20 protein-coding genes are annotated in these 22,231 nt (G+C 51.5%); 6 read left to right on the top strand and 14 right to left on the bottom strand.

The window, feature by feature from the left end:
• Positions 1–5 precede the first annotated feature (5 nt).
• From C508_RS0105145 to C508_RS0105130, 3 genes are all read left to right on the top strand, one after another.
• Positions 6–1,937 carry a peptidase U32 family protein gene (locus C508_RS0105145; protein WP_018702477.1) on the top strand — a complete coding sequence of 644 codons (1,932 nt, stop codon included), beginning with the start codon at positions 6–8 and terminating at the stop codon, positions 1,935–1,937.
• A gap of 242 nt (positions 1,938–2,179) precedes the next feature.
• Positions 2,180–3,472: an aspartate aminotransferase family protein gene (locus C508_RS0105140; RefSeq protein ID WP_018702476.1), complete on the top strand. Its 1,293-nt coding sequence runs from the start codon at positions 2,180–2,182 to the stop codon at positions 3,470–3,472.
• Positions 3,473–3,683: 211 nt separating this feature from the next.
• Complete coding sequence (locus C508_RS0105130) at positions 3,684–4,376, top strand: RsiV family protein (RefSeq protein WP_018702475.1); 693 nt, start codon at positions 3,684–3,686, stop codon at positions 4,374–4,376.
• Between the two features lie 34 nt (positions 4,377–4,410).
• Here the strand turns inward: C508_RS0105130 and C508_RS0105125 are convergent, their stop codons facing one another.
• The 9 genes from C508_RS0105125 to trmL form a co-directional block, all read right to left on the bottom strand.
• Positions 4,411–5,499, bottom strand: a complete 1,089-nt coding sequence (locus C508_RS0105125) for a mandelate racemase/muconate lactonizing enzyme family protein (RefSeq protein WP_018702474.1) — start codon at positions 5,497–5,499, stop codon at positions 4,411–4,413.
• 60 nt (positions 5,500–5,559) lie between these two features.
• A complete protein-coding gene (gene ilvA, locus C508_RS0105120; protein WP_026319366.1) occupies positions 5,560–6,771 on the bottom strand; it encodes a threonine ammonia-lyase in 1,212 nt (403 codons plus the stop codon).
• Positions 6,772–6,788: 17 nt separating this feature from the next.
• Entirely contained in the window at positions 6,789–7,172 is a 384-nt protein-coding gene (locus C508_RS0105115) for a RidA family protein (protein WP_156817576.1), read from the bottom strand.
• A gap of 78 nt (positions 7,173–7,250) precedes the next feature.
• Positions 7,251–7,673: a cell division protein SepF gene (locus tag C508_RS0105110; protein WP_018702471.1), complete on the bottom strand. Its 423-nt coding sequence runs from the start codon at positions 7,671–7,673 to the stop codon at positions 7,251–7,253.
• 86 nt (positions 7,674–7,759) lie between these two features.
• Positions 7,760–9,565, bottom strand: a complete 1,806-nt coding sequence (typA, locus tag C508_RS0105105; protein ID WP_018702470.1) for a translational GTPase TypA — start codon at positions 9,563–9,565, stop codon at positions 7,760–7,762.
• A gap of 22 nt (positions 9,566–9,587) precedes the next feature.
• Positions 9,588–11,192, bottom strand: a complete 1,605-nt coding sequence (locus tag C508_RS0105100) for an MBL fold metallo-hydrolase RNA specificity domain-containing protein (protein WP_018702469.1) — start codon at positions 11,190–11,192, stop codon at positions 9,588–9,590.
• A 148-nt stretch (positions 11,193–11,340) separates the two neighbouring features.
• Positions 11,341–12,264, bottom strand: a complete 924-nt coding sequence (gene murB, locus C508_RS0105095; protein WP_018702468.1) for a UDP-N-acetylmuramate dehydrogenase — start codon at positions 12,262–12,264, stop codon at positions 11,341–11,343.
• Positions 12,265–12,360: 96 nt separating this feature from the next.
• Positions 12,361–13,236 carry a TIM barrel protein gene (locus C508_RS0105090; RefSeq protein ID WP_018702467.1) on the bottom strand — a complete coding sequence of 292 codons (876 nt, stop codon included), beginning with the start codon at positions 13,234–13,236 and terminating at the stop codon, positions 12,361–12,363.
• 28 nt (positions 13,237–13,264) lie between these two features.
• Positions 13,265–13,723, bottom strand: a complete 459-nt coding sequence (gene trmL / locus C508_RS0105085; RefSeq protein WP_018702466.1) for a tRNA (uridine(34)/cytosine(34)/5-carboxymethylaminomethyluridine(34)-2'-O)-methyltransferase TrmL — start codon at positions 13,721–13,723, stop codon at positions 13,265–13,267.
• A 342-nt stretch (positions 13,724–14,065) separates the two neighbouring features.
• On the opposite strand from trmL, the gene C508_RS0105080 reads away from it, so the two are divergent.
• Positions 14,066–14,335, top strand: coding sequence for a TM1266 family iron-only hydrogenase system putative regulator (locus C508_RS0105080; RefSeq protein WP_018702465.1), 270 nt, complete (start codon positions 14,066–14,068; stop codon positions 14,333–14,335).
• A complete protein-coding gene (hydG, locus tag C508_RS0105075) occupies positions 14,328–15,767 on the top strand; it encodes a [FeFe] hydrogenase H-cluster radical SAM maturase HydG (protein WP_018702464.1) in 1,440 nt (479 codons plus the stop codon). The genes C508_RS0105080 and hydG overlap by 8 nt, the downstream gene beginning before the upstream one ends.
• 131 nt (positions 15,768–15,898) lie before the next feature.
• Here hydG and C508_RS19355 read toward each other — a convergent pair whose 3' ends face one another.
• The 5 genes from C508_RS19355 to aroE form a co-directional block, all read right to left on the bottom strand.
• The gene (locus C508_RS19355) at positions 15,899–16,339 is read right to left on the bottom strand and encodes a type II secretion system protein (protein WP_018702463.1); all 441 of its coding nucleotides are present in this window, start codon (positions 16,337–16,339) and stop codon (positions 15,899–15,901) included.
• A gap of 32 nt (positions 16,340–16,371) precedes the next feature.
• Complete coding sequence (locus C508_RS0105065) at positions 16,372–17,586, bottom strand: type II secretion system F family protein (RefSeq protein WP_039796878.1); 1,215 nt, start codon at positions 17,584–17,586, stop codon at positions 16,372–16,374.
• 20 nt (positions 17,587–17,606) lie between these two features.
• On the bottom strand, positions 17,607–18,650 hold the full coding sequence (locus tag C508_RS0105060) for a type IV pilus twitching motility protein PilT (RefSeq protein ID WP_018702461.1): 1,044 nt from the start codon (positions 18,648–18,650) through the stop codon (positions 17,607–17,609).
• Positions 18,651–18,665: 15 nt separating this feature from the next.
• The gene (locus C508_RS17855) at positions 18,666–19,892 is read right to left on the bottom strand and encodes a GspE/PulE family protein (RefSeq protein ID WP_018702460.1); all 1,227 of its coding nucleotides are present in this window, start codon (positions 19,890–19,892) and stop codon (positions 18,666–18,668) included.
• Positions 19,893–20,018: 126 nt separating this feature from the next.
• Positions 20,019–20,888 (bottom strand): shikimate dehydrogenase, encoded by an 870-nt coding sequence (aroE, locus tag C508_RS0105050; RefSeq protein WP_018702459.1) that lies wholly within the window; start codon positions 20,886–20,888, stop codon positions 20,019–20,021.
• A 162-nt stretch (positions 20,889–21,050) separates the two neighbouring features.
• On the opposite strand from aroE, the gene nagA reads away from it, so the two are divergent.
• Complete coding sequence (nagA, locus tag C508_RS0105045) at positions 21,051–22,211, top strand: N-acetylglucosamine-6-phosphate deacetylase (protein ID WP_018702458.1); 1,161 nt, start codon at positions 21,051–21,053, stop codon at positions 22,209–22,211.
• Positions 22,212–22,231 lie beyond the last annotated feature (20 nt).

Below are 22,231 nucleotides of genomic sequence, written 5' to 3'. Positions count from 1 at the left end.
AAAAAATGGAACTGACTCGTCAAAGCGTGGAAATTCTTGCCCCTGTCGGCAACTGGGATGTACTGGAAGCCGCCATCGGCGCCGGTGCGGATGCTGTATATCTCGGAGGCAAACGCTTTAATATGCGTATGCACCGCACTGACACCAATTTCGATGATGAAAAACTGGCTCGAGCCATTGCCTACGCCCACGAACGCAATGTCAAGCTGTATGTAACCGTAAACAATTTGATCAGTGACCGGGAAATGCCAGGCATGCGCCAATACTTGGAACTATTGCAAAAGCTGCAGCCTGACGCCCTGATCGTACAGGACCTGTCCATTCTGCAGTTGGCCAAGGAAACCGGCTTTACGGTTCCCTTGCATGCCTCGGTCATGATGAACACCCATAACGAGCATGCCGTGCGGCAATTGCAAGCTTACGGCCTGACCCGCGTTGTTACCAACCGGGAAATGACGCTGGATCAGCTGCGTCTTCTTAAAGAACGCACAGGCATTGAAATTGAGTACTTCATTCACGGCGACATGTGCATCGCCCAAAGCGGTCAATGCATTCACTCCGGCGTACTCTTCGGACAAAGTTCCAACCGCGGCCGCTGCCTCAAGCCCTGCCGCTGGCCGTATCAGTTGGTTGACGCCAAAACCGGCGACGTCTTGGAGTCCGGCGAGCAGGGACCCTACAAGCTGGCTTTAAAAGACATGTGCCTGTATAATCACCTGCCGGAACTCATTCAAGCCGGCGTATGCTCCTTTAAGATCGAAGGACGCATGCGCACCGCCGACTTTGTGAGCAACATTGTCCGACTCTACAGCAGCGCCATTGATCGTTATTTTGACGATCCCACCGGCTATTACTTAACCGAAAAAGAGTGGCAGGAGATGCAGGAAAACCGTTCCCGCGATCTTTCCACCTGCTATTCCTTCGGCAATCCCGGCGCCGCCGCCATCGGCTACACAGGCGAACGAGAGCCGCGGTTTTTCAGTCAAGCCGTTGTAGAGCCCGGTCTCGATACGCCAATCGCTTTGCCGAAGCAGCCAAACGCCGCCGATTTCCCTCATAATCCAAAGTTGTCCGTACGCGTAGCGGACCGCGCCGCTGCGGCAGAAGCTTTGGAAAACGGCGCCAATACCTTGTATGTAGGCGGCGAAAGCTTTCTGCCCCACCGTCCTTGGACGAAAGAAAATTTAAAAGCCCTGGCCCAAGAAGCGCATGCGGCAAACGCTAAAGTGGTTGTTGCAGCCCCCCGTATTACCTTGGAACGAGAGTGCAGCGAATGGTCTCATTTGTTCAAACATGCCGCTGGGTTGGGCCTTGACGGCCTGATGGTCAGCAGCATCGGCATGCTTCGTCTAGCAAAGGAACATGCCGTCTTGCCGATCTATGGCGATCTTTCTTTGAATCTGTTTAACGGCGTTACCGCCAAGTGGCTGCAAGACAACGGCCTACGCCAAGGAACCGTCTCCGCAGAAGCAACCTGCGAACAGATTTGGGATCTTTGCCAACACACCCCCTTGCCGCTGGAAATGATTGTCCACGGACCGTTAGAAGCCATGATCATGGACCACCATTTGCCGGAAGCTATCCTTGGCTTGGAAAAAGCGAACGCTGACCGTTCCTACGGACTGCTGGACACCGCCGGGCAGATTCACCCCATTGCCATCGATCAGTATGAGCGCAATCATGTTCTCTTCGCTAAAGATCTTTGCCTGCTGCCCTTCCTATCCGCGTTGACCTCTGTCGGCAGCTATCGTATTGAAGGCCAGCATTACGCTCCAGCTTTGGTGGGGAAAATCACCAAAGCTTACCGCAAAGAACTTGACGAACTGGCTGCAAAAAAAGAAGCGTATGCGTTCTCTGCTGACGCTTTAACCGCCTTAAGCGAAGCCAGCCCACGCCCCTTGGGCATTGGCGCTTTCCGTTACCGTATTTCTCGTTAAAGTCAGAGAAACCAGTCTTTAAACAAGAGTAAAGGGAGTACTCGGAGGGCACGAATGAGGGTTGTGAAAGATATATAAAAAAGCAAATGCTTACTTTGCTTATCATAACCAAAGGAGCCGGCCCGTTTACGGGTCGGCTGCCGTACATAAACCCACTGCTTTCATGAGAGCGCCGAATCAAGACCTTTTTAGCGTGAGCTGCGAATAAAGCAGTATTTCCTTAAAAGAAAGGTGGTTGTTTTATGAGTCAGTTTATCGGTCCAGAGGAAATTCTTCGCAAAAAGAAAGAATATATGATTCCCTGTGTCTACCATTTTTTCCAGGAGCCCATGCAGCTGGTACGCGGCAGTATGCAGCATCTTTACGACCAGAACGGCAAAGAGTATTTGGACTGTTTTGCCGGAGTGTCTGTCGTTAACTGCGGCCACTGCAATCCGGAAATCACCAAAGAAATCTGCAAGCAGGTGGAAACGCTCCAACATACCTGCACTATTTATCTTACCGAGCCCATTGTCAATTTAGCAGAATCCTTAGCGCAAGTAACGCCTGGGGAACTGCAAAAAACATTCTTTTGCTCCTCCGGCACCGAAGCCAATGAAGGCGCCGCTTTGCTGGCAACCTTACATACAAACCGCCATGAATTCATCGCGCTGCGGCAAGGCCTGCATGGACGCACGAAACTGACTATGAGTCTCACAGGCATCGGCATGTGGCGCACCGATCCGGCTCCTGTAGGCGGCATCCACTTTGCGCCTAACGCGTATTGCTATCGCTGTCCTCTGGGCAAGCGCCATCCGGAATGCAATCTGGCCTGCGCCGACGAAATAGAAAATGTTATCAAGTTTTCTACCTCCGGACAAGTCGCCGCTTTTTTTGCCGAACCCATCCAGGGCAACGGCGGCATCATCACGCCGCCTGCCGGTTATTTCCAGCGCGTTAAGGAAATCCTGGATCATTACGGCATTCTTCTGGTCATTGATGAAGTACAGACCGGCTTTGGCCGTACCGGCAAATGGTTTGCCTGCGAGCACTATGGCATTACCCCGGATATCATGACCATGGCTAAAGCCCTCGGCAACGGTACCCCGGTGGGAGCGTTCACTGCTACCGCTGCTGTCGCCGACAGCTACACCCGCCCCGGTGCCTCTACACTGGGCGGCAACCCAGTGACCGCCACCGCCTCCTTGGCTACTTTACGCTATCTCAAGGAGCATAATCTGCCCGAACGCGCCGCCAAACTTGGGGCTTACCTAAAAAAAGGACTGCAGGAACTGCAACAGCGCCATCCAGCTATCGGCGACGTACGCGGCCTAGGCTTAATGCTCGGCGCAGAAATTGTCCTACCAGACGGCTCTGCCGCCAGCGACTGGGTAGATGCTATTTTAGAAGACCTCAAAAACAAAGGCTTCTTGATCGGCAAAAATGGCCCGGGCCGTAATGTACTGGCCTTCCAGCCTCCTCTGGTTATTGAGGAAAGCGACCTCGCCCGGCTCCTTGACGCCCTGGACGACTCTCTTACAAAGATCTGCCGCTAAGACCTTTATAACATGAATCAAAGCCTTCTTGGACATGCGCAATGCCGTCCGAGAAGGCTTTGATTTTTTGATTCTGATCCATTTGTCTTCATAATGCTCTTGAAAAATTCCCTCTCCTTTTTGCTTTCTCTTTGCTCCTCACGCCCAGAAGGTTTTAGCATCTAGACAGCGAATTACTCCTACAAGAACTGACTTCAAAGGAGGTCCTCTGATGAAACAAGCCTGCTTTGCGTTTTTACTGCTTGCCTGTCTAAGCGTATTTCCTACAGCCAAGGCCGACGCTTTCTTTCAAGTTGTCCCTCAAGCGTTTGCCGAAACCCCAAAAGGCAGCGCCTTCATCCCGCAGCTGCAGCGAACCCAGCGGCCTAAGCTGGAATTTCAAATCAACCAATTGCTGCTGCTAGAAGTGCAAAAAGACTGGGAAAAATATCAGTTGGAAATCCACCGTATGACCGCAGACGGCCAGCTTCCTTTGGAATACAACCAGCGCAACCATTTTTTCTCGGAATACTATGTAGCCTATAATGGCGCAGACGTACTTAGCCTCACCCAAAAAAGCTACGCAATTTTTGACGCTTCTCCTGATTTGGTTAAATTTCATACTATGACCTTGCGTTATCAAAAAGGGCAGGTTCTAGAATTAAAGGATTTATTTATTCCCCAAGCCGCCTATCGCGACCGCCTCGAGCAATGGATTCGGGACGACATTAACCGCCGCAGCGGCTCTCACTGGGACTTCCGAGGAATAACCAATCAAAAGGCTTTCTACTTGACCCCCGAAGGGCTTGTGCTTTACTACGAACCTTGTGAAATTAGTCCTGCCAGCGATGGCATCCTGCGTTTTGTCGTCCCCTTTGACGCCCTCAAGGACATATTGGTGCCCGAACTGGCTTTGGACAATTAAAAAGGAACCGCTGCCTCCTGCAGCGGTTCCTTTTTTAAATCTCTTCCCAGCCAACTACTTCCGTGATACCCAGTCCGGGTACTTCTGAGAGCAGAATTTGATTGCCGGCGTAAGAAACGCCGCCCGCTACCGGTTCTTCCGCCAGCAGCACCGCCGCATCCAAATCGGCTCTAGTAATGTTCTTTCTGGCAGCAGCCAGGCTGGCCGCAGCAGTAATGCCTACATTGCTTTCCAGCATGCAGCTCATCATGCACTCTACGCCCATGGTTTCGGCTAAATTAAGAATTTTTACGGCATTATAAATACCGCCGGCTTTCATCAGCTTAATGCTGATCAGATCGCATGCTCGCATAGACAAGAGCTGAAACACCTCTACCGGACCAAAAGCCGCTTCATCCGCCATAATATTAGTTTCCACATTCTCAGTAACATATTTGAGTCCAGCAAAGTCATGCGCCGCCACCGGCTGTTCGATTAGTTCAATATCAAGCCCTTTATCTTCAAAACTCCGAATGGTTCGCACCGCTTCTTTCGCTTTCCACCCTTGATTTGCATCTAAACGCAGGCGAATCTCATTCCCTACGGCCTGGCGGATGGCTTGGACGCGCTTCAAATCCAAGGCCGCATCGGTGCCTACCTTGATTTTCAGTTCCCGGTATCCTGCCGCGACAGCAGCCAAAGAGTCTTCCACCATTTCTTCCGGCGCATTAACGCTGATAGTCAGGTCCGTCTGCAGACTTTGACGATAACCGCCCAGAAAGCGATGCAACGGCATGCCATAGCGTTTGCAAAACAAATCATGGATTGCAATATCCATAGCGGCTTTCGCCGAATAATTTTGATGCAGCGCCCCTTGAATGGTCGTCATAATTCCTTCAAGATTGTCCACATCCATCCCCACCAGCTTAGGAGCTAATACCTCTCGTATCGCCGCCGCAACCGACTGCTGGCCGTCGCCAGTGATTACCAGCGTAGGCGGGGCATTGCCAAAGCCAACTTCGCCAGTATCCGCCACGACCTGCACAATAATATCCTCGGCAAAAAAAACTTCTCGCAGGGCGGTTTTAAAAGGCTTTTTTAAAGGAATACGCACTTTCCCCAAGCGAATCTGTTGAATTTTCAATTTTATATCCTCCTTAAAAAGCCGGCAAGCTCTCTTTTAACGAGTACTTGCCGGCTTTTTTTAATCCCGCTCTACCGCATAACCCCGTGCTGTCAACTCTTCCAAAATACTTTGGCAATGAGCCTCATCCCGCGTCTCCAGACTGATTTCCACCACCGCCTGTCCTAACGGCAGGCAGCGCTCAGCGCGGTCATGAAAGACCTGCATAACATTGCCGTGGAGCTGCGCAATGCGGTCCAGCAAACGACTTAGTTCTCCGGGACGATCCGCAATACGGGTCAGAATTTTCACTCGCCGCCCCGACTTGACGAGACCATGCTCGATAATCTGGGAAATGAAATTCACGTCAATATTGCCGCCCGAAAGAACCGCGGCAACTTTACCTTTGCAGGAGAGTTTCTGGAACAGCAGCGCGGCTAACGAAGTAGCGCCAGCGCCTTCTACCATCAATTTGGAGCGTTCCAAGAGCAATAAGATCGTTTCTGCAATCTCTTCATCTTCTACTACGACTACATCGTCCACGTACTTTTGGACAATATCATACGTCAAATTGCCTGGCTGCTTCACGGCAATGCCGTCCGCAATCGTTACAGCGCATTCTGTAGTCTGATAGCAGCCGGCTTTTTTCGATAAATGCATAGCCGGCGCTCCTGCAGCTTGGACGCCATACACTTTAACATGAGGCGCCACTTGTTTAACCGCCAGAGCGATGCCGGCAATCAGACCGCCGCCGCCCACAGGCACCACAATGGCCTCGAGATCCTGCAAATCTTCCAGAATTTCCAAACCGATCGTACCTTGTCCCGCCATGACATAGGGGTCATTGAAGGCATGTACAAAGACCAGCCCCCGCTCGCGCTGCAGGCGGCAGGCATGTTCATAAGATTCGTCATAAGTTGCTCCAGCCAAGACAACTTCTGCACCATAGCCTTTAGTAGCTACCACTTTCGCCAAAGGCGCATGCTCCGGCATAACAATGACAGACGGAATGCCAGCCTGCGCCGCCGCATAGGCCACCCCTTGCGCATGATTGCCAGCAGACGCCGCAATTACACCGCAGGCTCGCTCCTCCGGCGTGAGAGTCTGAATTTTATTATAAGCGCCCCGGATCTTAAAGGAGCCTGTTTTCTGGAGATTTTCCAGCTTCAAATAGGTTTCACAACCTGTGATGGAACTGAAAGTATGGCTATGATCCAATAAAGTTCGGTGAATGACGCCTTTAAGGCGTCTAGCCGCCGTATAAACTTCCGGAAGCGTCAATTCCGGCTTCATTTTTTGAATTTCTCCGCTCATGGCTTAATAATAACAACCGCTTCAATTTCTACCAGCACGTCTTTCGGCAATCGCGCCACTTCTACGCAGGACCGCGCAGGAGCTTCGCTGGCAAATACTTTAGCATACTCCTCATTAAAAGCTTGAAAGTCCTGAAGGTCCTTTAAAAATACCGTCGTCTTGACAACCGCCTGTACCGTAGTGCCTGCCTCCGCCAAAACAGCTTGTATATTCTTCAAAACTTGGCGAGCCTGCGTGCGCACATCAGTGCCTGCAACTTCGCCGGTTGCCGGGTCCACAGGAATCTGTCCAGATAAGAAAAGCCATTCTCCTGCGCGAATTGCCTGAGAGTAGGGTCCAATCGCCGCGGGGGCTTGTGAAGTAAATACAACTTGTTTCATAAAAAAACCGCCTTTCATGCATTGTTGAAAAATGAAGTAAAAAAACCTCCCCTATTGGGGAGGTTTCGTACCCGTTTTTTAAGCGTGTTTGCCATAAGCAGGAACGGAATATCCGCCAAAAAGCTGCTTTTCAATCTCTACTTGCTGCGGTGCATAAATAATGAGACGTTCTTCTACCATCAAAGAACCCGCCTCGCATACAGCGCAAACTCCCTCGAGAAAATCAGCCATAGAACGCTGTTCCTCTGCGGTTAAGCAAGAAAAATTAACAATTAGGCCTTTACCCTGCAACAAGAAATCTGCATAGGAACAAACATTTTCGTAAGCCCGCGGGACTACCACGGTAATGGAAAACTCTTCCCCCCGTCTGGCAGCGCCTTCATGCACGGTCAGTTGAGGCTGGTTTTTGCTTTGCCGCACAGGTGCTGCTGCAGCAACTTCTTCCTCTTCCTCCAAAGGCATTAAAAAATTGGTCAGCTTTTCCATTAAGCTTGCCGCCATGGGGCATTCCTCCTTTTGCAGATACTGTCACTTCTTTATGCTAATTCGAGCTAAATTCCGCAATTCCTGCAGGCTTCCAAAAAATTTTATCCTTTTTTCGCCCGCGCCCGCGCCGTACGATCCAAGATCGCCTTGCGCAAACGAATGCTTTTAGGTGTAACTTCTACTAATTCATCGTCATTAATATACTCCAACGCCTGTTCCAAGCTATGAATGCGAGGCGAAGTCAGACGGATAGCTTCATCCGCCGAGCTGGAACGCATATTGGTTACATGCTTTTTCTTGCAGGGATTCACATCCATGTCCTGCTCCCGGGCATTCTCGCCAACAATCTGGCCGGTATATATTTCCTGGCCCGGAGTAACAAACATGACGCCGCGATCCTGCACGCTGTAAATGCCGTAACCTGTGGTTTCGCCTGGCTCAAAGGCCACCAGCGCGCCACGCGTACGTCCCTGGATATCTCCTTTGTAAGGGGCGTAACCGTGGAAAACATGGTTCATGATGCCATTGCCCTTGGTGCTGGTCAGCAGTTCATTGCGGAAACCGATCAAACCACGAGCGGGAATAACAAATTCCATCCGCAGATAGCCGGAAATTTCGCCCATGTTGATGAGTTCGGCTTTACGAGTGCCCAATTTCTCCATAACCGCACCCATAAAGTCCTGCGGTACGTCTACTGTCAAAAGCTCCATCGGCTCGCAGCGCTGCCCCTGGATGTTCTTATAAATAACTTCCGGTTTACCCACCTGAAACTCAAAGCCTTCCCGGCGCATAGTCTCAATCAGAATGGACAAGTGCAGTTCACCGCGACCCGATACTTTGAAGCTGTCAGGGCTGTCGGTTTCATCCACACGCAAGCTGACATTGGTTTCCACTTCCCGGAACAGGCGGTCCCGCAAATGACGTGACGTAACAAAATCGCCTTCGCGTCCGGCAAAAGGACTGGTATTGACGCTGAAAAGCATGGAAAGAGTAGGCTCGTCAATGGCAATCGTCGGCAAGGCTTCTGGGTTTTCCGTATCAGCGATGGTGTCGCCAATATTGACGTCATCTAAACCGGTAACGGCAATAATATCGCCCATCGCCGCTTCTTCCACTTCCCGGCGTTTGAGACCTTCGTAACCGTACAGGCGGCCAATGCGGCCTTTGCGCTGCGTTTCTCCGTCCAAGACCGTCACGTTTTGGCCGTTCCTAACGCGTCCGCGTACAACACGCCCGATCGCAATGCGTCCTACATACTCATCATAATCCAGGGTCGTAACCATAACCTGCAAAGGACCGTCAATATCGCCTTTAGGCGCCGGAATATTTTCAATGAGTAGCTTGAACAACGGCTCCAAATTAGAACTCTCATCCGCCATGTTCAGCTTAGCAATGCCATCCCGAGCCGTAGCATAGACAACGGGAAAATCAAGCTGATCATCGTCGGCGTCCAGTTCCATGAACAGTTCCAACACTTCGTCCTCTACATCATCCACGCGCTGGTCCGGCCGGTCAATTTTGTTGATAACCACGATTGGTTTCAATTTCTGTTCCAAGGCTTTGCGCAGAACATATTTTGTCTGCGGCATAGGGCCTTCGAAAGCGTCTACCAAAAGCAGTACGCCATCAACCATGTTCAATACGCGTTCTACTTCGCCGCCGAAATCGGCATGGCCAGGGGTGTCAACAATGTTGATCTTAACGCCTTCATGAAGTACTGCTGTGTTCTTGGACAAAATAGTAATGCCGCGTTCCCGCTCCAAATCATTGGAGTCCATAACCCGCTCCGCCACCTGTTCGTTGGAGCGAAAAACGCCGCTCTGCCGCAGCATAGCATCCACCAATGTAGTCTTACCGTGGTCAACGTGGGCAATAATAGCCACGTTACGAATGTCTGTTCTTTCCATAGTTCCTCCTTATGGGACGCTCTTAGACGTCATTAAACATTTTTTTAAAGTAAGCAGAAATTTTGCTAAGCCGCCGCAGCATTTCGTTGGCTTTGCTTGGTTGGGTAGCCACCACTTTGGCAATGCGGCGACGCATTGCCCGGTAGTCCCCCTCCATTTGATCCAAATACTCGTCCAGTTGGCGCATGGCCGGATCCAGAACCACCACGTCGGACTCGACGATTTCCCATTCACGCCCTTTTAAAAGAGCCGCATCGGCAAAACGGGGAATATATACAGGCCATCCCAGCTGAGACTGAATCCGCTCGCTGAAGGGCTCGGACATTTCAATTTCTCCGTGGACCAGGAAGATACAGGCAGGCTTCTCTTTAAAAGAGCTCAGCCAGGTCATCATTTGTTCTTGATCCGCATGGGCGGAAAAACCTTCTAAATTGTGAATCTGAGCCTTAACGGCAATTTCCTCGCCCATCATGCGCACCCGTTTAGCGCCATCTACCAAACGACGCCCTACGCTGCCCTGCGCTTGGTACCCCACAAAAAGCACGCTCGATTCGGGACGCCACAAATTATGTTTGAGATGGTGCAAAATGCGTCCGGCATCAGCCATGCCGCTGGCGGAAATAATGATCTTCGGTTGCAGATCCTCGTTTAACGCCTTGGACTCGTCCGCAGTATGCACAAAACGCAGTTGCGGCAACTCCAGCAGCTTGCCGCCGCATCGCACAAGAGCCTTGGTTTCTTCATCAAAGTCTTGGACGTTATTAAAGAAGATATTGGTAGCTGAAATAGCCAACGGGCTATCGATAACCACCGGAATTTCCGGAATACGTCCCGCCTTCCAGAGCTTGTAAAAATGATACAACAGCGTTTGAGTACGGCCGACCGCAAAGGCGGGGATAATGATATTGCCGCCTCGTTCTACTGTTTCGTTGACAATTTCCGCCAGGCGGCTTTCCTTGTCGTAATGTTCATGATTGCGATTGCCGTAGGTAGACTCGCTGATGATGTAATCCGCCGTCTCAATAATCGCCGGATCGCGAATAATCGGCTGTTCCGGCTGACCTAGATCTCCGGTAAAAAGAAGCTTTTCCGTTTTTCCGTTTTCTTCGCCCCAAATCTCCAATACCGAAGAACCCAAAATATGTCCTGCTTCTTGAAAACGCACCCGTAAACCAGGAACCGGCCGCAGGTCTTCCGCGTAAGCTACAGACCGAAATTGCTGCAGACACTGGAATGCGTCGTCCACGGTATACAGCGGCTGAATTTCCGCCATACCCGAACGTTTTCCTTTTCTCGTCGTCAGCTCAGCATCTGATTCCTGAATATGTGCGCTGTCGGGAAGCATAATGCGGCATAGTTCATTCGTCACTTTTGTACTGTAAATGGGACCTTTAAAGCCTTCTTTACACAATTTCGGCAATAAACCGCTGTGATCGATATGAGCGTGGGTCAGCAACACACAATCAATACTGCCCGGCTCTACGGCAAAAGGCCGGCGATTCAACGCCGCAATCGCTTTGCCCCCTTGGAACATGCCGCAATCCACTAAAACACGACTCTTGCCAATTTCCAAAAGATAGCTGGAGCCGGTTACCATTCTGGCGGCTCCCAGAAACGTCAAACGCATATAAGCACGTCTCCTCTCGACCTGAGTTTTATTCTCCCAGTACTAAAACGTCGAACACAGAGCCACGTAGGTTCCGAAAGCCGGCATTTGCTTCGCCGGCTTCGTACTTTCCCGCCTGCTCTGTGTCATGCTTTCTTCCCTGTCGCTATTAGGCTTCGCCCAAAATGCGCACTTCCGGCTGTAATGATACGCCAAACTGCTGCTGCACCTGCCGCTGCACTTCAGAGATCAACGCTAAGACATCCTGCGCCGTAGCGCCGCCGGCATTAACAATAAAACCGGCATGTTTTTGCGACACTTCGGCTCCGCCCACGCGTAAACCTTTTAGACCGCTCTGTTCAATCAAAGTGCCGGCAAAATGTCCCGGCGGACGTTTGAAGGTACTGCCGGCGCTCGGTAACTCCAAGGGCTGCTTGCTTTCACGCCGCTGGGTCAACTCCTGCATGCGAGCTTCAATGGTGTTGCTCTCTCCCGCTTCCAGCAACAATTCCACTTCGCACACAATATGTCCATTATCCTGAAAAATACTATGCCGATACGAAAACTCCAATTCTTCACGGGAAAATCGGCGCACTCCTCCTGCAGGAGAAACGGCTGTAACTGCGTCAACAACACAGCTCATCTCCCCTTGATAGGCTCCGGCGTTCATAAAGACAGCGCCGCCGATACTGCCGGGAATGCCTACTGCAAACTCCATGCCCTCCAGCCCTTGGGCTGCAGCAAAACCTGACACTTCACTCAAAAGCGAGCCCGCCCCGGCAAAGATACGATTTCCATCCCGGCGCAAAGAGCTTAAAAAATCGCCTAGCTTAATTACGACGCCGCGTATGCCCCGGTCCAGCACCAACACATTAGAGCCGTTGCCTAAAATGGTAACAGGCACGTCCGAGTGCGCATGCAGCACTTGCATAGTCGCCGCCAGTTCTCCCATGCTGCCAGGCTGTACGAAAATATCAGCCGGGCCGCCTATAGCAAAGGTTGTATGCTGCGATAACGGCTCTTCCGCCAATAATCGCCCCACATGAATCACACGTTGCAGTTCCTGAAATACGCTTTGCATATGCTCTATCATAAACCTTTTAGCCTACTCCCTTCAAAATTCTCCCTTATTATAGCACGGCTGGGTATTTTTCGGAAAGCATCAGGCTCGAACCACCTCTAGCATTCATTATAAACCGTTCGTGAGACGCCGATATTCGACATGCATCTGCCGCGCATCTAACGCCTGCGTACCGGCTGATTCGCAAATGATACGGGGCGTGTAGCCCCCTCGCGCACAGCATTCCAGCAAGGGTTCATGCGGCGGACCAAAAGGATCTGCAAACGTCCAATGGCGCTTTTCTCCAGCGCCGGTAAACTCAATCTTGCTGAAATGAATATGCAGTTGTTTAGCCGCTTCTGCTCCCAAAGCCTTTTCCACAGCCGCAAAAACGGCTTCATATTCCTCCCTGGTATCGAAAGCGCCCCCCGCCACTGCGTGCAAATGACCAAAATCGACAGCCGGACGCAGCCACTGAGGCGCTAAGAGACAAAAACCAAGCACTTCCGCCAGCGTACCCAGTTGATTTTTCTTGCCCATCGTTTCCGGACACAGCCAAACTCCATCCAGCAGGCCCTCTTCACTGCATTGCTGCAACACTCGCATCAAGGCCTTTTGCGCCCGTTCCAACGCTGCAACGCGTTCCTTCTTGCCAGCGCCGCCGATATGAAAAACCACCCGATCCGCCCCTAACCAATGGGCTACGCGCAAAGATTTACGAAAGTGCTCCTGTGTATTACCTACCACAGTCTCATCTTCCGCCGCCAAGCTAATATAATAGGGCGCATGAACGCTTAGCGCCACCTGATGTTCTTTTGCAGCTTCGCCTATCTTGCGCGCCGTTTCTTCCTTGACTGAAGCTCCCCGGCTGCATTGATATTCATAAGCATCAAGACCTTGCGCCGCCAGCCATGCAGGCATAGCAACGCTTGCTTTACCTCCGGCTTCATAAAAAGCGTCTGGATTTCCAGCCGAGCCAAACCAAGGTTCTTTTCTTACCGTCATCTGGCACCTCATTGTTTTTCTTGCAGTATTACTTCATCTCCGGGTAGCCAATTTGGCGCAATGCCTCATAGACAACCACGGCCACCGCATTAGACAAATTCAACGAACGAGCGTCTGGAATCATAGGAATGCGCAGACACTGCTCTTCTTTGCCTGCCACCACTTCCGGCGGCAGCCCTGCGGTTTCCCTGCCGAACACAAGCACATCCTCCGCCTCGTATTGAATCGAGCTGTGCGCTTTATGCGCCTTTGTCGTGTTAAAGAAGAACCGCCTCGGCTGCAGCATCCGCTCTACCGATGCAAAATCTTCATGATGATGAATGGAAAGCAAGTGCCAATAGTCCAGACCGGCCCGTTTTAAATGGCGATCATCCACGGAAAACCCAAGAGGATGCACCAAATGAAGCGTACAGCCTGTAGCTGCGCAAAGACGCGCTATATTTCCTGTATTTCCAGGTATTTCCGGTTGATACAAAACAATATGCATGGCAAAGATTCCTCCCCGTCAACAAACTGCCAAGCATTTTTCTTGCTCCTGCAGTGAGTCTCAGTCCATAACTTATATATTATAGCACAAGACGAGCCAAAGAGTGCGTTCTTTACGAATTCAATCTATTCGGTGTATAATAAGAAAAAAGTAATTCTGCGACAGAATGTTTGCCTGTTTTTAAACAAGCTGTCAAGGAACATACATGTGGTCCTGCTGTGAACGCAAGGGTTTCTGCCTGCGCGGTCGGAGAGGCTTTTTTTGTTTTCTGCGCCTCTCTTAAATTGTGTCTAAAGAGAGGCTTTTGCATTTTTTCAGCCTGGACTCCGAAGGAGGTTGTGTATGGAAAAACGAATTGGCGTCATCGGTATTGTCGTAGAATCTCCTGAGACTATCGCCGGAAAAGTCAACCAGTTAATCAGCCAGTACCGTCATCTTATCGTTGGCCGCATGGGAATTCCCCATCACGGCACTGATTCAGGCGTCATCGCCTTGATTGTGGAAGGCTCCACCGACGACGTAGGCGCCTTCACCGGCCGTCTTGGAAATCTGCCCGGCGTAATTGTCAAATCAGCTCTTACAGCAAAAAAGGAGGCCCCTGCTCATGATTAGCAATGCAGAACGTACCAGCGACGCCTTTATCGACGAGGCCCGCATAGAAGAATTGTTGGCTGCAGGAAAAAAAACAGCCCAAGATGTCGATCAGGTACGCGCCATCATCGCCAAAGCTGCTGGCCACCAAGGACTAACCGCAGCGGAAGTGGCCGTCTTGCTTCAAGTTGACGATTCAAAGCTGCAAGAAGAATTATTTCAAACGGCGGAACAAGTAAAAAAGGACATTTACGGCCAGCGTATCGTCATTTTTGCGCCGCTTTATCTTTCCAGCTATTGTGTTAACAACTGCACCTACTGCGGCTACCGCTGCAGCAACGAAAAGCAGTTGCGCCGCCGGCTTACCGCCGAAGAAGTCCGCCGCGAAGCGGAAATTCTGGAGGACATGGGCCATAAACGTCTGGCCGTCGAGGCTGGCGAGGATCCGGTCAACTGCCCTATCAGCTATGTTACTGACATGCTCAAAGAAATTTACGCCAGCAAAAGCGGTAACGGCAACATACGCCGGGCCAATGTCAACATTGCCGCCACGACCATTGACGAATATCGTCAACTAAAAGAAGCCGGCATTGGCACTTATATTCTTTTCCAGGAAACCTATCACAGGCCTACGTATGCCGCCCTTCATCCAGGCGGGCCAAAACAGGACTACAACTGGCACACCACTGCCATGGACCGCGCTATGAAAGCTGGCATTGATGACGTAGGCTTGGGCGTACTCTACGGCCTATATGACTATAAATATGAAACCGTGGCTATTTTCCTGCACGCCGAACATTTAGAACGCACTTTCGGCGTCGGCCCGCATACAATTTCCGTACCGCGCATGCGTCCGGCCAGCGGCATCAATCTCGAAACCTTCCCCTATTTAGTCGACGATGAAGCCTTCGCCAAAATCATCGCCATCATCCGTCTGGCAGTTCCTTACACAGGCATGATCCTATCCACCCGGGAAGAACCGGGCACAAGAGACCGCCTTATTCGCTACGGTATTTCTCAAATCAGCGCCGGTTCCTGTACTGGCGTCGGCGGGTATGCCCAATTGCAAGCGCACCCCGACGAGCGCCTGGATCCAGAAAGCAGCGGGATGCAATTTGAGCCCAGCGACGGCCGCTCGCCTAACGAAATTATCCGCATGCTCTGCGCCCAAGGTTATGTGCCTTCCTATTGCACCGCCTGTTACCGCCAAGGCCGCACAGGGGACCGCTTCATGGCGCTGGCTAAAACTGGCGAAATTCAGAATGTCTGTCTCCCCAACGCTCTTTTAACACTCCAGGAATATCTGCTTGACTATGCGGATGAAGAAACTCGCAGTGTTGGAGAAAAAGTAATCGCCGAGCAGTTAGCCTCGATTCCTCAGGCCGACGTCCGGGACGCCACCCGCCGCGAGCTGGAAAAAATCCAAAGCGGTACACGCGATTTGTATTTCTAATAGCTACGATTTATAAAAGCAGGCAAACTCCTACATGCCAACGGAGTTTGCCTGCTTTTTCTTTGCTCCATCCTCAATCTCGCCGAGCCTTAATTTTATTTCGTTCTTCTTGTTTATTCCGCTCGTTTTACTTACTGCGACGCCGTCAATCCTAACAGTTGGTCCACTGTCAAATCTCGGCTGTCTATTTTTACTGTCACCTGTCCTTTAGCCGTATTAATGCCATACGCCAACGCTCCGGTTTGTTCGCTTGTATACACAGCACCGCCTACGCGAATCTTCGTAGCCTGCATCTTTTGCAGGGAAACCACTGGATCCGGCGTCAACCGTTCCTGAATCAAAGCCAACGTTGGCGCAGCCGTTCCTTCCGCTTTAATCATTACCAACGCCGTATCCATATTCCGCATATCAGCTGCCAATTTGGCGCCGCGCGCCATAGCTTGCGAATCTTCATACTTTAATAGTCCAATCCCCGCTAAGGTCACGATAATGGCGATAACCACCATCAATTCGATTAAAGTAAAACCGCCTTCTAGACGCCAGCATTTTCCCCATTGGCAAAATCGTCTCATCAGCACGTCACTCCTTTCGCCATACCGTCTTATTAAAAAGACCCAATAGCTCCGACAGACTCAAACACAGGCAACATAACCGCCAAAACCAAGGTCCCGACCAACAGGCCCAGAAAAACAATCACGAATGGTTCCAGCAATACTCCCAGCCGTACAGCCGCTTCTTCTACGTCAGCCTCATAAAAATCAGCAACCTTTGCCAGCATCGTTTCTAGCTTGCCTGTTTCCTCGGCTACCGCTACCAGCTGCAATACAAGAGGCGGAAACAATTCACTAGCGCTCAAAGAAACCGTCAAGGACTCTCCTGCGCTCATGCAGCTTCGTACCGTCTGCAGACGTTCTAAAAAGTATCGATTGCTTGTCGTCCGTTGCGCCAAATCCAACGCCGGCAATAAAGGAAGGCCGCTACCCAACAGCGTTCCTAACGTGCGACAATACCGGGCGATCACGGCTTTACGCCAAAGAACGCCCAAAACGGGAAACGTTAAGGCAAGCTTATCCCTCCAGTACAACCAGAAAGATTTTCCCTTCCAAAAACGCAAACCAAACGCCACAATTGCAAAAAATCCTCCCCCAATGAGCCCTTCTCTCCTCAGCCAAGAACTGCTCCGCACCAATGCTCGCGTCAACCACGGAAGTTCCAAATTCATTTGAGTAAATAAATCTGCAAACACCGGCAATACATACAAAAGCATGTAAAAAACTAAAGCTAACGCCATCACCAATACCACGGCAGGATATAACAATGACGAAACTATTTTTTGCTTCAGAGAATGCTCTTTTTCAAAGTAAATTGCTAAACGCCCCAAGATTTCATCCATAGCACCGGAAGCTTCCCCTGCTTCCACCATACCTAACAGCAACGGAGGGAAAAATGCAGGCTGCTTGCTTAAGGCTCCGGCTAGAGAACTTCCTGCCTCAATTTGTCTTTCTACTTCCTCCAAAACCATTTGCCAGCGCCGCTTTCCTGCCTGACGTCGCAGCACCTGCAAAGAAGAAGCAAAGGACACCCCTGCATCTATCAACAAAGAAAACTGGCGGCAAAAAACAGCTAATTCCTTGTCCGCCGGACGCCGTTCCCAATGTTTTTCCTTATGCGACGCACAGGGAACTATCGATGTCAAATAACACTGGCGCGCCCGAATATAGGCGGCTACCTCCTCCTCTCCAGTCGCCTGTAAAACACCGCATACCTCCCGCCCGTCGCGATCGCGAGCGCGATAGGCGTATTCATTTATTTCCTGCATTTCTTTCGCCACTTCCAGTTTCAAAGCAAGTTTAAGTCTTTCACTCCAGCGTTGGCCGTTTCCCGCGCGATCAAACCTTGCCTCCACAAAACCGCCACGGCCATATCCATAGTCTGCATGCCCATTTTCCCGTTTGTCTGCATAACCGAGACCAATTGATGCGTCTTGCCCTCGCGAATTAAGGTGCGCACCGCCGGCGTAGCTAATAAAATCTCCAAAGCAGCTACCCGCCCCTGCCCTGCAAGCAACGGAAGCAATTGCTGCGCCACCACCGCTTCCAGCACCATCGACAGCTGTTGCCGTACCTGCTGTTGCTGATGCGGCGGAAACCCGTCAATAATCCGATCCAAGGCCTGTGCGGCTTCGTTAGTGTGAAGGGTCGCCAACACCAAATGGCCTGTTTCCGCTGCGGTCAAAACGGTTTGCATTGTTTCGGCATCCCGCATCTCCCCTACTAAAATTACGTCCGGGTCTTCGCGCAAAGCCGCCCGCAGTCCCTGCGGAAAAGTCGGCGTATCGCGCGGAACCTCTCTTTGATTGATAATGCTGCTCCGATGCGTATGCACATACTCAATTGGCTCCTCTAACGTAATCACATGACAGCAACGCTCGCAGTTAATTTGATGTACCATTGCCGCCAGCGTGGTCGATTTGCCGCAGCCGGTAGGACCGCAAATAATAACCAGGCCACGGCGCTTGTAGGTCAATTGGCGCAGCACTTCCGGATGCCCCAACTGCGCCAGCGTCGGCAGCGTATCTGGAACCAGCCGCACCGCCAACGCCGTTCCATTATGCTGTTGAAACGCGTGAATCCGATAACGCTTCTGCTCCACTACATAGATTAAGTCCAGTTCTCCGAGCTGGCAAAACTGTTGCCATTGCTCCTCATTGACAAACGACCGCAGCAAACTTGCCGTCCGATCCGCCGTCAAGACTTCTTGTATTGCCAACGGACTTAGGCAGCCTTGCAAACGCACAAGCGGAGGCGCACCAATTGTAAGATGCAAGTCGGAAGCTTGCGCGGCCCGCGCCTCCCACAACAATTGGTTCCAAAACTCAACCATATTCAGTCACCACCTTCACGCCATATCGGCAACCACACGCACCACTTCCGCTAAGGAAGTCAAGCCGGCTCCGGCCTTGGCAACTCCATCCTCACTCATGGTATGCATGCCTTCTTGCCTCGCCATCGCTTCGATTTCATAGGCAGCCGCTCTTTCTTGAATCAATTGGCGCAGCCGTGATGTCAGCGGCATCACTTCGTAAATCGCCTGCCGTCCCCGATAGCCAGTTTGACCGCAAGCGTCGCAACCGCAGCCCTTTACAAAGGATCTGTTGCCTTCTGGCGCATCTTTAAGCAGCATCTGTTCCGCTGTATCTTCTGCCGGCCGATAGGCCTGCCGGCACTTCGGGCAAACAAGGCGAACTAAACGCTGTGCTACCACTCCCAAAAGCGAAGTTGCGACCAAAAACGGAGGAACACCCAAATCCAACAGCCGCACAATCGCCCCTGCGGCGTCATTGGTATGGAGCGTACTGAAAACTAAATGGCCTGTCATGGCAGCCCGCACAGCTGCATCCGCCGTTTCAGCGTCACGAATTTCACCCACCATGATAATATTGGGATCTTGCCTCAAAATCGCCCGCAAAGCCGTAGCAAAAGTAAGTCCGGCTTTCGTATTAACCTGCACTTGATTCATGCCCGCTAACTGCATTTCTACCGGGTCCTCAATGCTCACTAAATTGCTCTCTGGCCGATTCAATTCCGCCAAAGTCGCATATAAGGTGGTTGTCTTGCCGCTCCCGGTCGGTCCGCAAACAAGCACTATTCCTTGCGGTTTTTTGTACAGCAGTTGGTAACGTTGCAAAGCCACTTTGCTGAACCCCAAGGTTTCTATATTCCGCTGCATGCCACGAAACGGCAAAATTCGCAGCACCGCTTTTTCTCCGCCCTGCACAGGCAAGGTTGATACCCGCACATCAATATCCCTCTTCTCGTCCTTCACCCGCCAGCGTCCGTCTTGAGGCAAGCGCTTTTCGGCAATATCAAGCGCGCTCAACAACTTGATGCGCGATATAACCGCCGCCTGTAGTTCTAAGGGCAACTGCTCCTTTTCGCGAAGCATGCCGTCGACTCGAAAGCGCACTCGCACGCCCTGCGTCGCAGGTTCAATATGAATATCACTAGCCCTTTCCTGCAGAGCCTGCTGCAATAATGCATCGACTAATTGAGGTACAGGCAGCATCGCCAACTCTTTTTGCTTCTCAGGGCGAAACTGCATCGATGCTAAAACACCCTCTCGCACTGCCAACGCCTCCTTTTTCTAGAATTTCGCCAACATAGAAAAAACGGCGCTTTACAGCGCCGTTAGCGAATCGTTCCCTAAAATAGCGGTTCTCTAATTAAAAGCGCTTTCCCAAGCGATCTCGTTCTAACCCGGCCCAGACTCCTGCAAAAAATCATGCAGTTTAGCGTAAAACACCTCACGCGGCGCCGCTTGTCCTGTCCACAGCTCAAAAGCTAACGCTCCCTGCTCTGCCAGCATGCCTTCGCCGGTCACCGTCCTATGTCCTCGTCTAGCCGCTTCCCGCAAGAAAGCCGTCTGCAAAGGCCGATAGACAATATCACAGCAAACAGCGTCCTTCTTTAGGCGATCCCAGGAAATCTCAGGACACTGCCCCAGCGATTTGCCAGCCATTCCCAAAGAAGTGCATTGCACAAGCAAATCACATTCTTCCAGCAGCGTTCCGACTTCAGCCGCTGCGCCAAGAGCCACCGCGCTCCCTGCCTTACCAGTGGCCGCTTCCAACCAATCTGCCTGCTCCGGCCGCCGGGCCGCCACCGCTATACTTGCGGCGCCAGCCTCCGCCAGTCCGGCCGCAACCGCCCTCGCCGCACCGCCTGCGCCGAGCAGCACTACTCGCCGTCCTCTAACCGCCACCTGTCTTCTTGCCAAAGATGCCGCAAACCCCGGAGCATCAGTATTATACCCTTTGGCACGCCCTTCTTGAAACACAAGGGTATTCACAGCGCCAATGCGCCGGGCCATTTCGTCTAGTTCATCCACAAAGGACATGATCTCCACCTTGTGAGGCACCGTAACGTTCGCCCCGGCAAAACCTAAGGTGACTAAGGAATTTATAGCATTGGCAATCTTAGCCGGCTCCACCGCCAAAGGAACATAGGCGGCATCAATTTGCATCGCTGCAAAAGCAGCATTTTGCATAGCCGGGGAAGCTGTATGCCCCACTGGCCAGCCAAGAAGCCCGTATAATTTCGTATGACCTGTTATCGTTGTCATGCTCTGCTCCAGCCTTTCTATGTCTTTTTATGTTTTCTTCTGCAATGGTTTCGCATTTCCTGCCCCTATCAGTAAAAGAAAGGACTCTTTTCATCTTGAGATATTCCGACAAATGTGGTACTCTCAGGCCGTACCTATCAAGTCCGTCGAAAGGAGCCAGTCATGCAAGCCATAGTTAATGGCCGCCTGGTCACCACCGATTCCATACTCTCTCAGTGGGCCTTAGTATTCCATCATTCCCGTATTGTAACTCTCCTGCCGCAGGCAAACCTGCCTTCTGATATGCCTTGCATTGACGCCGCAGGACTTTATGTTTCTTCGGGCTGGATTGACGCCCATATTCATGGGTGCGGCGGTTGCGACGTAATGGACGCTTTGCCGAAATCCTTAGATACCATCAGCCTTCTGCTGGCATCTCAGGGAGTTACCTCGTTTTTACCCACCACTATGACTATGGATTGGCAGCAAATTGAAGCCGCTCTGCAAAGTTTGAATCAAGCCTCCTGGCCAGGCGCCTGCTCGTTAGGGTGTCACCTGGAAGGACCTTTCCTCAGTGCTGCACGGCAAGGAGCACAAGCGCCGCAGCATCTGCGACCTTTGGATTTCTCTCTGCTTACGCCTTATCTAAAGCAGCTACGCCTCATTACTATAGCTCCAGAAGAGCCCGGCGGCTTGGAATTCATTTCCCGCTGCTGCGACGCCGGTCTCAGCGTTTCTATTGGTCATAGCAACGCAACCTATGAGGAAGCATGCCAAGCCTTCGCGGCCGGAGCCTCTCATCTCACACATACTTTCAACGCTTTGCCGCCCCTGCATCATCGTCAGCCGGGCGCCATAGCGGCTGCGTTAGACCTCGAACATGTATATTGCGAAATTATCGCTGATAATCTCCATGTCCACCCAGCTATGCAGCGTCTTCTCCTTCGCCAAAAAGGCGTAGACCGCCTGCTGCTTGTAAGCGATTCTATGCGAGCCGCCTTACTTGACGAAGGCCGCTATGATTTGGGCGGACAAGCAGTCAATGTAAGCGACGGCGCTGCGCGCTTGGATAATGGCACTCTTGCCGGCAGTATTACTTCTTTGCCCCAAGAGCTGCGAAATTTCCAAGCGGCGACCACACTCTCTTTACCAGCCTTACTGCGCACCGTAACCAGCACCGCCGCACAAAGCGTCGGCGCATTCGCAATCAAAGGCAGTTTACACCCTGGTAAAGATGCCGATTTTGTTCTCTTTCATGATGATTTTACCGTTGAAACAACCTATGTAGCTGGCCGCAGCGTCTTCCATCGAAAAATCGATTGTTGCGCACCTCAGCCTAACTAAACTATAAGCAAAGGAGTTGT

This window comes from Anaeromusa acidaminophila DSM 3853 (genome assembly GCF_000374545.1).
Taxonomy (GTDB): Bacteria; Bacillota; Negativicutes; order Anaeromusales; family Anaeromusaceae; genus Anaeromusa; species Anaeromusa acidaminophila.
Note: the sequence above shows the minus strand (reverse complement) of the source record. Positions and strands in the feature narration are given on the sequence as shown.

Bases quoted from the DNA above. Each gene is read 5' to 3' on its own strand.
- C508_RS0105145 (WP_018702477.1), top strand. From the start codon at position 6: ATGGAACTGACTCGTCAAAGCGTGGAAATTCTTGCCCCTGTCGGCAAC.
- C508_RS0105140 (WP_018702476.1), top strand. From the start codon at position 2,180: ATGAGTCAGTTTATCGGTCCAGAGGAAATTCTTCGCAAAAAGAAAGAA.
- C508_RS0105130 (WP_018702475.1), top strand. From the start codon at position 3,684: ATGAAACAAGCCTGCTTTGCGTTTTTACTGCTTGCCTGTCTAAGCGTA.
- ilvA (WP_026319366.1), bottom strand. From the start codon at position 6,771: ATGAAGCCGGAATTGACGCTTCCGGAAGTTTATACGGCGGCTAGACGC.
- C508_RS0105115 (WP_156817576.1), bottom strand. From the start codon at position 7,172: ATGAAACAAGTTGTATTTACTTCACAAGCCCCCGCGGCGATTGGACCC.
- C508_RS0105110 (WP_018702471.1), bottom strand. From the start codon at position 7,673: ATGGCGGCAAGCTTAATGGAAAAGCTGACCAATTTTTTAATGCCTTTG.
- typA (WP_018702470.1), bottom strand. From the start codon at position 9,565: ATGGAAAGAACAGACATTCGTAACGTGGCTATTATTGCCCACGTTGAC.
- C508_RS0105100 (WP_018702469.1), bottom strand. From the start codon at position 11,192: ATGCGTTTGACGTTTCTGGGAGCCGCCAGAATGGTAACCGGCTCCAGC.
- murB (WP_018702468.1), bottom strand. From the start codon at position 12,264: ATGATAGAGCATATGCAAAGCGTATTTCAGGAACTGCAACGTGTGATT.
- C508_RS0105090 (WP_018702467.1), bottom strand. From the start codon at position 13,236: ATGACGGTAAGAAAAGAACCTTGGTTTGGCTCGGCTGGAAATCCAGAC.
- trmL (WP_018702466.1), bottom strand. From the start codon at position 13,723: ATGCATATTGTTTTGTATCAACCGGAAATACCTGGAAATACAGGAAAT.
- C508_RS0105080 (WP_018702465.1), top strand. From the start codon at position 14,066: ATGGAAAAACGAATTGGCGTCATCGGTATTGTCGTAGAATCTCCTGAG.
- hydG (WP_018702464.1), top strand. From the start codon at position 14,328: ATGATTAGCAATGCAGAACGTACCAGCGACGCCTTTATCGACGAGGCC.
- C508_RS19355 (WP_018702463.1), bottom strand. From the start codon at position 16,339: ATGAGACGATTTTGCCAATGGGGAAAATGCTGGCGTCTAGAAGGCGGT.
- C508_RS0105065 (WP_039796878.1), bottom strand. From the start codon at position 17,586: ATGCAGGAAATAAATGAATACGCCTATCGCGCTCGCGATCGCGACGGG.
- C508_RS0105060 (WP_018702461.1), bottom strand. From the start codon at position 18,650: ATGGTTGAGTTTTGGAACCAATTGTTGTGGGAGGCGCGGGCCGCGCAA.
- aroE (WP_018702459.1), bottom strand. From the start codon at position 20,888: ATGACAACGATAACAGGTCATACGAAATTATACGGGCTTCTTGGCTGG.
- nagA (WP_018702458.1), top strand. From the start codon at position 21,051: ATGCAAGCCATAGTTAATGGCCGCCTGGTCACCACCGATTCCATACTC.